General features: G+C 36.2%; 15 protein-coding genes and 1 pseudogene. 8 read left to right on the top strand and 8 right to left on the bottom strand.

The features are described from left to right. The first annotated feature begins 76 nt into the window (after positions 1–76). The 4 genes from FW780_RS07565 to FW780_RS07580 all read left to right on the top strand — a co-directional run bounded on the left by FW780_RS07565 (position 77) and on the right by FW780_RS07580 (position 1,365). A complete protein-coding gene (locus FW780_RS07565) occupies positions 77–334 on the top strand; it encodes a RebB family R body protein (protein WP_047387828.1) in 258 nt (85 codons plus the stop codon). An 82-nt stretch (positions 335–416) separates the two neighbouring features. Further along, complete coding sequence (locus tag FW780_RS07570) at positions 417–674, top strand: RebB family R body protein (protein WP_047387826.1); 258 nt, start codon at positions 417–419, stop codon at positions 672–674. A gap of 84 nt (positions 675–758) precedes the next feature. Beyond that, positions 759–1,016: a RebB family R body protein gene (locus tag FW780_RS07575; protein WP_149833039.1), complete on the top strand. Its 258-nt coding sequence runs from the start codon at positions 759–761 to the stop codon at positions 1,014–1,016. Between the two features lie 85 nt (positions 1,017–1,101). Then, the gene (locus tag FW780_RS07580; RefSeq protein ID WP_047378387.1) at positions 1,102–1,365 is read left to right on the top strand and encodes a RebB family R body protein; all 264 of its coding nucleotides are present in this window, start codon (positions 1,102–1,104) and stop codon (positions 1,363–1,365) included. Positions 1,366–1,432: 67 nt separating this feature from the next. Here FW780_RS07580 and FW780_RS07585 read toward each other — a convergent pair whose 3' ends face one another. Genes FW780_RS07585 through FW780_RS07600 form a run of 4 tightly spaced genes read right to left on the bottom strand, consistent with a single transcriptional unit; the run spans position 1,433 to position 4,179 of the window. Next, the gene (locus tag FW780_RS07585; protein WP_149833040.1) at positions 1,433–2,110 is read right to left on the bottom strand and encodes a response regulator transcription factor; all 678 of its coding nucleotides are present in this window, start codon (positions 2,108–2,110) and stop codon (positions 1,433–1,435) included. Positions 2,111–2,118: 8 nt separating this feature from the next. Continuing rightward, positions 2,119–2,868, bottom strand: coding sequence for a sensor histidine kinase (locus FW780_RS07590; protein WP_149833041.1), 750 nt, complete (start codon positions 2,866–2,868; stop codon positions 2,119–2,121). After that, the gene (locus tag FW780_RS07595) at positions 2,838–3,482 is read right to left on the bottom strand and encodes a hypothetical protein (RefSeq protein ID WP_149833042.1); all 645 of its coding nucleotides are present in this window, start codon (positions 3,480–3,482) and stop codon (positions 2,838–2,840) included. Before FW780_RS07595 ends, FW780_RS07590 begins: the two co-directional genes overlap by 31 nt. After that, positions 3,469–4,179 (bottom strand): hypothetical protein, encoded by a 711-nt coding sequence (locus tag FW780_RS07600; RefSeq protein ID WP_149833043.1) that lies wholly within the window; start codon positions 4,177–4,179, stop codon positions 3,469–3,471. The genes FW780_RS07595 and FW780_RS07600 overlap by 14 nt, the downstream gene beginning before the upstream one ends. 205 nt (positions 4,180–4,384) lie before the next feature. Between FW780_RS07600 and FW780_RS07605 the strand changes: the two are divergent. The 3 genes and pseudogenes from FW780_RS07605 (at position 4,385) to FW780_RS07615 (ending at position 6,873) form a co-directional block, all read left to right on the top strand. Continuing rightward, positions 4,385–5,019 (top strand): annotated as a pseudogene (locus tag FW780_RS07605) (LysE family translocator). A 177-nt stretch (positions 5,020–5,196) separates the two neighbouring features. Beyond that, positions 5,197–6,069, top strand: a complete 873-nt coding sequence (locus FW780_RS07610) for a helix-turn-helix domain-containing protein (protein ID WP_149833044.1) — start codon at positions 5,197–5,199, stop codon at positions 6,067–6,069. 81 nt (positions 6,070–6,150) lie between these two features. Beyond that, on the top strand, positions 6,151–6,873 hold the full coding sequence (locus FW780_RS07615) for a siderophore-interacting protein (RefSeq protein ID WP_149833045.1): 723 nt from the start codon (positions 6,151–6,153) through the stop codon (positions 6,871–6,873). A gap of 290 nt (positions 6,874–7,163) precedes the next feature. Here FW780_RS07615 and FW780_RS07620 read toward each other — a convergent pair whose 3' ends face one another. The 4 genes from FW780_RS07620 to FW780_RS07635 form a co-directional block, all read right to left on the bottom strand. After that, a complete protein-coding gene (locus FW780_RS07620; RefSeq protein ID WP_149833046.1) occupies positions 7,164–7,742 on the bottom strand; it encodes an NAD(P)H-dependent oxidoreductase in 579 nt (192 codons plus the stop codon). Further along, entirely contained in the window at positions 7,739–8,761 is a 1,023-nt protein-coding gene (locus FW780_RS07625; RefSeq protein WP_149833047.1) for a saccharopine dehydrogenase family protein, read from the bottom strand. The genes FW780_RS07620 and FW780_RS07625 overlap by 4 nt, the downstream gene beginning before the upstream one ends. Before the next feature lie 53 nt (positions 8,762–8,814). Next, positions 8,815–9,381 (bottom strand): Crp/Fnr family transcriptional regulator, encoded by a 567-nt coding sequence (locus FW780_RS07630; RefSeq protein WP_149833832.1) that lies wholly within the window; start codon positions 9,379–9,381, stop codon positions 8,815–8,817. A gap of 581 nt (positions 9,382–9,962) precedes the next feature. Then, positions 9,963–11,732: an aminopeptidase P family protein gene (locus tag FW780_RS07635; protein WP_149833048.1), complete on the bottom strand. Its 1,770-nt coding sequence runs from the start codon at positions 11,730–11,732 to the stop codon at positions 9,963–9,965. 373 nt (positions 11,733–12,105) lie between these two features. Here FW780_RS07635 and FW780_RS07640 point away from each other — a divergent pair, with 373 nt between their 5' ends. Then, a complete protein-coding gene (locus tag FW780_RS07640) occupies positions 12,106–12,543 on the top strand; it encodes a DUF6526 family protein (protein WP_149833049.1) in 438 nt (145 codons plus the stop codon). Positions 12,544–12,711: the final 168 nt, after the last annotated feature.

Raw genomic sequence — 12,711 nt, forward strand, 5'->3', positions numbered from 1 at the left:
TAAACTTTTTTAATAAAAGTAATTCTCTCAGCCGGAAAATCCGGTCGTTTCTTAACCTAAATAAACAATAATCATTATGCCAGTTAACGAACAAATCACAGATGCAGTAACACAGTCTAACGTAAAGGTAGTAGCAGAATCACCTGCAATGGCTTTGAGTAACGTGTATCAAACTGCTGCCCATTCTACAGGAATTATGTTTGAAAATGCGATGACTGCTCAAAATCAGCACAACATCGTAACGCAGGCAGCTACTACGCAGGGTATCACTCAGATCTACAGTAAAGATACCATAGCTGATGCCATTTCTATAGCTAAAATCCTTAAACCTTAATCCATTTTTGCTGATCGCAAATAAAACAATTTTATACCACCGGAAAATCCGGTTATTTTAACCCAAATAAACAATAATCATTATGCCAGTAAACGAAAAAATCACAGACGCAGTAACACAATCCAACGTAAAAGTAGTAGCAGAATCTCCTGCAATGGCACTTGCCAACGTATATCAGTCAGCTGCACATTCTACAGGAATCATGTTTGAAAATGCAGTGAATACACAAAATCAACAAAATATTGTCACTCAGGCAGCTACTACACAAGGTATCACTCAGATCTACAGTCTGGATACCATTGCTGATGCTGTTTCTATGGCTAAAATCCTTAATCCGTAATCCATTTTTGCGAAAAGCTTAAGTACATTGTCCGAACAACCGGAAAAACCGGTTGTTTTTTAACCCAAATAAACAATAATCATTATGCCAGTAAACGAACAAATCACAGACGCAGTAACACAATCGAATGTAAAGGTAGTTGCAGAATCTCCTGCAGTAGCTTTAAGCAACGTATACCAGACCGCAGCCCATTCTACAGGAATCATGTTTGAAAACGCAGTGAGCGCACAAAACCAACAGAACATTGTTACTCAGGCAGCTACCACACAGGGTGTCGCACAGATCTACAGTCTGGATACCATTGCTGATGCTGTTTCTATGGCTAAAATCCTTAATCCGTAATCCATTTTTAAGGAAAGCTTAAATAAATAATTAATCAAACAACCGGAAATCCGGATATTTTTAACCCAAATAAACAATAATCATTATGCCAGTAAACGAACAAATCACAGACGCAGTAACGCAATCGAACGTAAAAGTAGTAGCAGAATCTCCTGCAATGGCTTTAAGTAACGTATATCAATCTGCTGCACATTCTACAGGAATCATGTTTGAAAATGCAGTGAATGCACAAAACCAACAGAACATTTTAGGTCAGGCAGCTACCACTCAGGGTATTCTGCAGATCTATAGTCTGGATACGGTAGCAGATGCGGTTTCTATTGCTAAAGTATTGAATCCTAAATTATAGTGTATTTTTAGATTTCTTGTTATCAGGGAGTGCATTCATGTACTCCCTGATTCTTTTTTGGATACAACTATTTATCAAATAATATGATTTCGTTCGGATCTATAACCTGATTCTGTACTGCATAAATAACAAGCCCGGCCATATTTTTCACTCCTGTTTTGATCATAAGGTTTGTTTTATGGGTCTCTACAGTTTTGGGAGAAATAAAAAGAGAATCTGCTATTTCCTTAGTACTCAGCTGCTGACAAACCAGTCGCAGAACATCAACTTCTCTATCGGTAAGCTCATTCTTAGAAAAGGCATGAAACTCCGGAAGTTTATTGGAAAGCTGACTTCTCATGACATCAATCTGATCATTGGAAAAGTAATGTCCTGTATGGTAAACAGTTTTGATGACAGCCAATAATTCTTCTAATTCAATTTCTTTGGGCAAAAAAGCGTGGGCTCCCATTTTCAGCATTTGCCCCATGAATGAACGGCGGTAAAAACTGGAAAGAACAATGATTTTTGTTTCAGTTTCCCTTTTGGCCAGTTCTGTCATTACTTCAAGGCCATCACCATTGGTCATTCTGAGGTCCAGAATCAGAATATCTAAAGATCCGGAATCCTCAGTGAGAAACTGATAACCTCCTGTTGAGGTCAGTGTAACCTGATAATCCTCATTCTTATCAATATAGTTTTTCAAAAGCTGTACAAACAGCAGATCGTCATCTACAATTCCGATTTTAATTTTTGTGTGTTCCATGTTTATTTTTATTGTATAGCCATACAGGCTATGAATTTTGTGCCTTTTTCAGGCTGTGTTTTAAGTTTATAAATGGCTTTTATTTTTTGTGCCCTTGACTGAATATTTCTCAATCCGATACCTCCCGAGTGGGTTTGCATGATAAAACCTCTCCCGTTATCTTCTATGGTAAGCATCAGATAGTTTAGAGATATTCTTAGGGATACATCTACTCTGGTGGCTTCAGCATGTTTCAAAATATTGGTGATCAATTCCTGAACGATTCTGAAAAGATTTAGTTTTACAGGGCTGCTGATCGGAGTTCTTATCGTAATATGGTGGAAAATGACCTCTATATTTTTATTAACCTGTTCAAGATAATCTGCAATTAAATCTGCCAGTTCAACCTCATCAAGATCCGGCGGTGTAAGATTATGGGACAGTTCCCTTATCAGCTGCATAGATTTTTTTAAATCACGATTAAGCTCTTCCTGGTTTTTATCTGTAAGATTTAAACGGATGAGATTCAATTGTGAGATAATATTATCATGAAGTTCTTCTGCCAGACGTTCCCTGTCCTGTTCCTGTAAAAGCAGTGTATTTTCCCAGTATTCCTTTTTTGTATTCCGGACCAGCTGAGAAACTTTCTGCTTATTTTTCTTTATACTTCTCAAATAATTAATAACCAATAACGTAATGAATAACGTTGTTAAAAAAAATAGTCCAATACCGATCCATATCCATAGAACTATCTGATCCTGATTTTCCCAACGCCACATCCCAGATTAATAAAAGCAATATAAAAAGACAATAGCAAGATGCCTCTGAAAAGCCAGATAGGAGCTACCCAACTTAAATGGTTGCTGATTAAAAAATTAAAGGTAGTGGATATGATGCATTCAATAGAAAAAAACAGGAAAACAATGATGTTCACGATAAACATATCCCTGTCTGCCCTACCTTCCCTGATAATCTTCATAAAATAAGAGGCGGCATAACTACAAATAATAATACTGGTGATAATATTGGAATAAAAAGTAACCTGCGTATCATCTTGCACATACAACACATTCATAATCAGCGCCAAAATTGCATAACCATAGATCATCCATCTTAACTCGCGGGAAAGCTGAATGTAATAAATGTTATAAATCACAGTAAGAATCATTAAGCCAAAAAACTGGCTCAATGTATAGTTGTAAATATTAAGTGTATTTAATTTCATCATCCGGTCCGCTAAGTCCGTCAGCTCCAGCATGAACTCTCCTGAGAGCAGTATAATCACAGGAAGTTTTGTTTTTATCCCTTCTCTTACCAATACAATCAGTCCTGTACATAAGACCAGGTTAATAGTAATCTGTAAATAAAGGGATAAACTGTTATACGAAAACACTGGTGCTTTGCTTCAGAAGTTGATAATCATTAAGAGTATCAACAGTAAAAGGAGGTCTTGGAGTAGAATAATTTTCTGCCGTCTCACTCATATGATTAATTGCAAGGCTTTTCACTGTAATAATTTCTATATGATAAGGAAAATCCGGGTCTTTTTTCTCCAGATCATCAGTAAGTCCAAAGAAGCTGGTACAGGTTTGCTCCCCAGTAATCCCCATTCTGTCATAATCTGAAAACGGAATGGAAATCAGTTGAAAAATATCTTCTGTTTTCTGAGCCTGCAGCCACGCAGTACCAAACATATTCCATCTGAAATTTCGGTTAATGGCCGACTCTGAAGTAATTGGAGGAGAATCTAGCTCAAGATCATTATTACTTTCCATCTTTTCTTCAGTGAAATTTCGGGAAAATTCTTTAATAAAAATGTTATTAAAATCACCATCTTTATCACATTTAGAATCAATCAGGAAAAATTTCAGCTGTCCCTCATGAATACCTACATACGCATGAATTTTCTTTAATTCTGATGTTCCGAGATTCTGTTTCCATTGTTCAATTTCCTTACCTGAAACACTGAAATGAGTTCCCTGATTTAAAAAATTCAAAATTTCTACCCCATTTGTATCAATTCCGTTTTTATAGGAATCAATAAGATTTTTCCATTTTCTGATGGCTTCAAAGATGTTTTCAGTAGTCATGATAATATTTATTTGTGAATGATAATTATTTTATGTGTTGAAATTTACAAAAAAAACAGACTGCTATTTATTTTAAATCACATTCAGGTGGAAAATAAGATTTAACTAAGTGAAAATTAATATTTATTCAATTTTTTATAATATTGAATGAAACACAGTCAGTATCTTTGTGCGTGGAATACTCTCATTTAAATAACTACTGCCAATGATCCCATTTCACGAACTTATATTTTTCATCCTGGCCGCACTCATCTTAGTGATCAGTCCCGGTCCTAATATGATTTATCTTATTTCAAAATCTATAACGCAAGGAAAAAAGTCCGGGTTTATTTCCTTAGCCGGAGTGGTGTGTGGGTTTTTATTCCACATTATCATGGTATCTTTTGGTCTGACAGCAGTTTTACTGGCCGTTCCGCTGGCTTACACCGTTCTTAAAGCCATGGGAACTGTTTATCTTTTATATCTGGCCTATCAGGCTGTAAAACCAAAGAGCAGGAATATTTTTGATGTTGATAAGAATGCTGCGCATGATAGTCCTAAAAAGCTTTTTACTATCGGCTTTTTAACAAATGTATTAAATCCGAAAGTAGCGGTCTTTTATCTGTCTTTCTTTCCTCAGTTCATCAAACCTGAGTATGGTTCCGTATTCACCCAAAGCCTTGAACTTGGGGTTATTCAGGTTCTGATCAGCTTCAGCATTAATTTTATCATTGTGTTAACTGCTGCAAGAGTTGCTCTGTTCTTTTCCCATAACCGGTCTGGATAAAGGTTCAAAAATGGTTTATGGCGAGTGTGCTAACCTATTTAGCCATAAAAATGGCATTTTCAAAAGCAAAATAGAATCCGGAACAAGGTTTCTTTCTGTTCCGAATTCCGGTGTATATTCATATAAAATCTAATCTAAAGAAAACATGATCATGATGCACCGCGAATTTGAGATTAATATTCCGATTGTAAAACCGTGAAAATACCTAATTTTAAGGTTGCGTATTTATCCTCATAACAACAGGTTTACAGATGAAGCAGACAATTCCTACTTATGATTTAAACGGCATTTCCCACCACAGATTCCATGTCAAAAGAATGGACAAACGTACTCAGGATGCTGAGGATATTCTTTTGGACAAAGGGATACACAGGGACAGTCATTACATTTTCACCTGTATGGAAAGCGGTCATGTAAAAATGATGGTAGATTTTAAAACGATTGAATCAAAAGACGCCGGTATTTTCTGTGTATTGCCGGGACAGGTACATCAGGGACTTTTGATGAAAGACGTTTGCGGATGGTTTGTCGCTGTAAAAGCTGAACTTGTTCCAGATATGGTACGTTCTTTTTTTGATGAATCTCTAGGTGAAATACAGCCAATGCCTATAGATAAAAGCCTCATCAAAAAAATAAATACGACAGCCAGTATACTTCATGCCTCGTATACAAATGAGATGCTTTCCTCCAAAGAAGGTTTTTTGGTTGTACAGTCACTGCTTAATGCATTCTTAGGAATGTTTGCTTTGATCTATTCCCAGAAGAATCTATCTCCTTCTTCCAGCGAAAATAGGGCTTTACAGCTGTCAAGAACATTCAGAAGTTTGGTTCGGAAGGATTTTAAAACCTCGAAAAGTCCATCTGAATATGCAGAAATTTTAAATATTACAAGAGGATATTTAACGGAGGCTGTTCGGGAAGCAACCGGTAAACCCGCACAGCACTGGATTCATCAGGAGATTTTAATTGAAGCTAAAAGATTACTGGTCTTTACCAATCTAAGTATAAAAGAGATTGCTTATGAATTGGGATATAGCGATCACACTTATTTCAGCCGTTTATTTTCAAAACTTGAAGACCAGTCACCGTCAGAATTTCGGAATCTTCATCAAAACAAACACTAACCACGAATAGTCCAATTATTCCCCCGAAACAGCTATCGGTATTTTCTGATTTTGCAACTTCCTTTGCAATAAAAATGATTTATGCCGAGCTTACCAAAATGGATCAACGACACTGTAGAAAATGTCTGGTCCTCAAAATTTAAAGACTGTACGGTTATCCATATAGAAAAAGTTACGAATGATCTTCGTCTTATACGTTTTCAAACAGATTTACAGGATGTTTCTTACGAACCTGCGTATGCAATAGGGATAAGAATCAATGGCCGTGATTTCAGAAATTATTCACCCTTCAACTTCAATCAGGAAGCAGGGACTTTTGACGTTCTATTTCATCTGCATGACTCTTCTGCTGCCGGAAGCCATTTTGTTACCCAACTTTCTGCCGGAGATTCTATAAAACTTTTAATGCCCAGAGGGAAACAATTTTTTGCTCCCAACGCAAAAATTCATTTTTCTGTGGGGGATGAAACTTCACTGGGAAGCTCACTTTCGATAAAAGAAGCCGTGGAGGAAAACGGGGCTTTATTTGTCTGTCTTCATGAGCTGGAAGAGTATTCTGCTCTTGAAAAACTGAATTTATATGGCTATCACAGCCCTAAAAACAATACCATGAGAGTGATTGAAGCACTGAATGACTTTCTGAGGGAAGAAAAAGAGGCTATCTACAATGATGATGCTGTTTTTTACCTCACCGGAAACGGAGGAAGAATGTCTCTGATCAGGAAATTCCTTAAGGCGAGAGGTGTTTCTCCCAAATGTATAAAATCACAGGCGTATTGGATTGAGGGAAAGAAAGGACTGTAAAATGACAGGACAACAGCATTTTTATTCGGTAATTATATACAGTTTACATTAATTCTACTATCTTATTATTATGACTCTGTCATTCTGAATGTAACGCAGTGAAATGAAGAATCCAGGCTTTACAAGAGATTCATCCTTCGTCAGAAATCAAAGATTCGACGTAGTCAATGACAATGGTGTAAAATTGCATGTATTCGCCTTTTATTTTAATAATGAAACTTTATCTGATAATAAAAACAATTATTACCGGATAAAGTTATCATTACTCTGCATTCTAAAATTTGTATAGATTATTTATGTTTCTTCCCTAATTCCTTTACTTTTCTAAGCCATTGAGACCGCTGCTCATCTTTAGAATTCCGGATGATCCCGATATAAGTCAGTTTTACAGGTTTTACACCGCAATATTCCAATATGGATTTTTTAAGCTGATTCACACTTGGCCTTCCAAAAAACAAGCGGTAATACCAGCCCGGCTGATCTAATGTGGTAATTATATGTGCTGTTTTTCCTTTTAACAATTTATCCCACCATACAGAATTTTCCCGGTATTTATAGGCCATTCCCGGTAAGAAAAGGCGGTCTATGAATCCTTTCATCAAGGCTGGAAATCCTCCCCACCACACAGGATGAATCCAAACCAAATGATCTGCCCACTGAATAATTTCCCATGCTTTCATCAAATCCGGTTCAAGTTCCATTCTTTTCTGATATCCAAACTGAAGATTAGGATTAAAATTTAAATCCCTTATAACAATTTCCTTTACTTCTGCACCTGTTTCTACAGCTCCTGCCCTGTAAGCTTCCGCCACTCCAAAATTGAAAGAATCTTTATTGGGATGCCCGTTGATAATTGCTATTTTTTTCATTGTGTGACATTGATATTGATGGTTTCATAGCTATGAAGCTGCGCCATTAATGATAAAGGCTCATGCAGCTGATGACTGAAATACACCTTATTTTCATGGGGATTTCTCAGTAGTTCTTCGGTATGCAGAACAGCAGATAAAGCAGTAAGCTCTGCCTGTCCTTTCATACTTCGTAAACTTAGTTTCTTCTGACCTTCTTTATCTTTTACCACAATTTCAAAGACAGACTGATCTCCGTTTCCGCTGGATCCAAAAATCATTTTTCTTTCTTTTAATGATAAAATATTGAATATTCTCAGATACTGAAAAGAGCCCAGCAGCCAGGTAATGAATTTCGAGTTATAAGTCATTTTTACACTCACTCCGGGAATTCGTTCTACTTTATTAAGAATATAGAGATCCGGCACATCAAAATTATAAGCCTTTCTCTCTCCTATTCCAAAAGAGAATTTAAAAGATTCCGTATCCAAAAAGTGTCTAATGGAAACAGGTTTGTCATTTTTATAATGCACAAAAGGAACTGCTACATTTTCTGCCATAAAATGAGCTGAACTCTCCCCTGCCAGATCTTTTACCGAGTAATATACAAAAACCTTTACTTCTTTAATATCATCCGGATTGGAAAGGGTATTCACCAACCCCGGTACAATTCCACCCATCCATCCTGAACTGAAGACTACTCTGCTGTTCACGTCTGCTTTTCCGGCAATAGCATAAGCTTTCACCAAAGCGGGAGTAGGTTTGGTAATATCCAGATAATCTATATGATGAGCAATCGCAAAACGAAGAACATTATCTTCTCTATCATTCACAGAAAGGATGATGAGGTTTATTTTTTTTTCTAAAATAATTTTAAAAGAAGAAGGATCTGTAACATCAATCCTCAGGTCTTTATCTGTTTGCCCGCCTTTTCGTCCTCCAATAAAAACAGTAAGATGAGGGTTTCTTGATTTCAGAATGCGGGAAATAGTTTTTCCAACCAATCCATTTCCTCCAATGATTAAAATATTTTGCTCCATAACTTTTTTTGACAAAAGTATAGCGCTCCTGTTTCAATAAGCAGGACAAATGTCTAAAAAGAAACTTCCTTTCTGATACGGCTCAGATGACGTTGCGTAATCCCAAGGTAGGAAGCCAGATACTGCAATGGAATATTCTGAATATAATCAGGGTGATTCTTTAATAATGTTTCATACCGCTGTGCTGCACTATCTCTTTGAAGCTGAAAAAACCGTGTTTCCAGTTCTAGATATTCCTGTTCTGCAATGATCTTTAAAAACTTTGTCCAGTTAATACTATCTTTCACAAGTTCATCTACCGCTTCTTTTTTAAGAATAATCAGTTCTGCATTGGTAATAGCCTGCATACTTTCTTTGCTTGGACATCCTGAAACAAATGATGAATAAGCGGCGATCATATGATTGGGAAACCGGAAACAATACGTCATATCCTTTCCGTCATCAGAGGTATAAAAAGACCGGAAAATACCAGACTTCACCAGTGCAACTTCTTTACATTGTCCTCCTTCCCGTATGAAATAATCATTTTTATTGATATTCCTGAACTCGGAAAGTTTCAGAAATGCTTCAATTTCATCTTCTGAAAACAGATTAAAGCTGCGAAAATAATTACGTTCCATCATTCTTCAATTTGGGAAATTCTAATGAAACACGAAAATAGATAAAATCAGGATAAAAAATGAATGTAATTTTTTTATAAACGCAAAGTTTTTATTTTTATAGAAATTTATTTTAAGAAAGCAAAGATAGGATCAATTTCATTGATCTTTTTAAGCAAATACATAACTATATAGTTAGTTTATCAGCGACTTTGTTAATTTCTTGGCCTACTTAAGAATAGGATGATCTAATATGAACTTTGCACTTTTATATAATTTCAAAGTAGCAACATAATTTTTGATATAATTTCAATTAACAGCAAAAAAAATCATCTCAGGACGAGATGATCACCGTTTTGAATTTACTTGAGTTATTTATGAAGATATGAATGATGTTTTGGTGTAACAAAGATAGAGCAACACTGTTTTTTATCCATCAGTAGAATCCCTAGAATTATATCCGTAAAAATACGGTTGTACAAAAAGAAAAGCCCTGCAGGAAATACCTTACAGGACTTTGGTTTATCTAACAATTCTTTTGTTTATTATTTAAAAATCAAGATATACAGTAATGATTTTACTTAAACCCTGACACATCGCTATTAAAGAGGGCTTACCAATTGCATGAACCATTCTTTAACTTCTCCTTCTAAATAAGGAGCCAGCTTTTCTTCACAGGTTTTATGGTAACCATTTAACCACGCGATTTCATTTTCTGAAAGGATTTCTTTCACTACCGTATCTTTGAAGAACGGGCAGAATGTTAATGTCTCAAATTCATAGAACGTTCCGTGAATTGTTTTTTCTGCTTCTTTTACGGCGATCAGGTTTTCGTGACGGATTCCATAATGTCCTTCAAGGTAATATCCGGGTTCGTTTGAACATACCATTCCCGGAAGAAGTTCCTGAGGATTCAGATCTTTTCTGATGTTTTGCGGTCCTTCGTGTACATTCATGAAGCTTCCAACTCCATGTCCTGTTCCGTGGTTGAAATCTTTACCTTCCATCCACAAAGGAAGTCTTGCAATAGCGTCAAGGTGTACTCCTTTTGTTCCTTTCGGGAATTTTACCATTGATAAACGGATCAATCCTTGTAATACCAATGTTGAATTTCTTTTAAACTCCTCCGAAGGTGTTCCCAGGGCGAAAGTTCTTGTAATATCTGTAGTTCCTTCAAGGTACTGACCTCCTGAATCTACCAGGATCGTTTCCTCGTTGGTTACTTCTTTGCTTCCTTCTTTTTTGGCAGAATAGTGCATGATGGCACCGTTATCTTTATATCCTACAATAGAACCAAAGCTTTCTCCGACAAAGTTTTCACCTTCTGCACGGAATCCTCTTAGTTTCTGCCCGATAGAATATTCATTCATGGCTTCTTTTCCTGCATTGTGAGTTAACCAATAAAGGAATTTCACCATAGCCACCCCGTCTCTTACCATTACTTTTCTGAAACCTTCCAGCTCTGCCTCGTTTTTCTGGGCTTTCATCAGGTTACCGGGAACCGGAGCTTTGATAAACTGGTTGTCTGTTTTTAATGTTTCAAAAATCTGCTGGTTGCTGTTTGGAGAAACCAGTACTTTTTCATTTTTGAAGGTCTTCAGGTAATTATAGAATTCTTCGTAAGGCATCATTTTCACAAAGGAGTCATCCATTTGCTTTCTTGCCGCTACTTCCATTTTTTCTAATCCTGTGAAAAGTACAGCATCGTTTTTAGTGATTACAATATACCCTAGAAATACAGGATTGCTTTCTACATCACTTCCTCTCAGATTGGCAGTCCATGCTACATCATCCAGACTTGATATGATATGTACGGTAGCTTCCTGATCTTCCATTTTCTGGCGGATAGCAGCAATTTTATCGGAAACAGATTTACCTGCCCTTTCTACCGGATGTACAAAAATAGGATTGGCAGACGGCGTTCCTCTTTCTTTCCATACTTCTTTTAAAAGCGGAAAATCTACCAGCGTAATATTTTTTGAATTAAATTTCTGAGAAAGCAGTTCCCAGTTGGCATTAGAAGCTGCTAAAGCATTTACAGCCACAGTACCGCCTGAAGGGATTTCTGAAATGATCCAGTCGATATAATTAGGAGTTCCTTCCATACCATCTTTGAAAAGATCGATTCCTGAACCATCCAGTTCGATGGCAGCTTGTGTAAAGTATCTTCCGTCTGTCCAAAGTCCGGCTTTGTCTTTGGTAACTACCACAAAACCAGCAGAACCTAAGAAACCTGACAGCCAAGCTCTCTCCTGCCATTCTTCGGGAAGATATTCGCTCATATGCGGATCTGCAGAATATACTATAAATGCATCAACATTATTTCTCTGCATTTCTTCACGAAGCGCAGCAACTTTTTCCTTTGAAGTCATTCTTTTCTTTTTTAAACACCGAAAGTTACAAAAAATTTGAAGCCTGGAGCGGAAATCTACCGGCTATTTTGCTTAATAATCTGTTATTTTAGCAGGAATTCTTTTTGAAGAGATTTTTTTATGTTTTTAGATGGGATGATGTTAATTATTTAGCCTTTAAAATCACAAAATCTTTTTAATATTCCAGTTTTTCAGAAATTTTTTTCTCTTGAATAAGTGTACAGGAATTGGTTCGACTTAACAACACATTTATTATTTCAAAAACATTAAAAATATTAATCATATTTAATAAAATAAATCATTTTTATCTAAAAAAACTACCACATTATCAAAATAATCAATTTTTGGAAGGATTATTGCTGTATTCAACTCCATGAAACAGCAGAACTACAATAACCACAGGAAGTTTTATCCACCTCATCATTTTATTTATCTTCCTTTACTCATTCTATTAGAGATTTTCGGAATTTATAAAATCTGGGATGACCCTGGAAATCAGCTGATCTGGATTCTATTTTCTATCGTGATTTTTCTGCTTTTTTATCTGGCATTTATGACACGGCAGCATTATGCATTGGGACTTCAAAACCGAATGGTGATTCTGGAATTTCAGCAGCGGTATTTTGAAATCTTCAATAAAAGATCGGATGAAACTGTTGAAAAACTAAGATTTGATCAGATTGCTGCATTGAGATTTACCTATGACGATGAGTTCAAGGAGCTTTTATACAGGGCTCTTCATGAAAACATCTCAGAAGATGAAATTAAAAGGTCTATCAAAAAATGGAGAGCTGACCGACTCAGAATCTAACACCTCAACAAAATATAAACTTATGAAAAAGTGGAGCTTTTACAGTATTACGATATTAAGTTTGTTGACACTAACAAGTTGTGAAGCAGTAGAAACAATTTTTAAGGCAGGAATGTGGTGGGGAATTCTCTTAGTCTGTGTAATAGTAGGGATTCTTTTACTGATTTT

The organism is Chryseobacterium sediminis (assembly GCF_008386505.1).
Classification (GTDB): Bacteria; Bacteroidota; Bacteroidia; order Flavobacteriales; family Weeksellaceae; genus Chryseobacterium; species Chryseobacterium sediminis.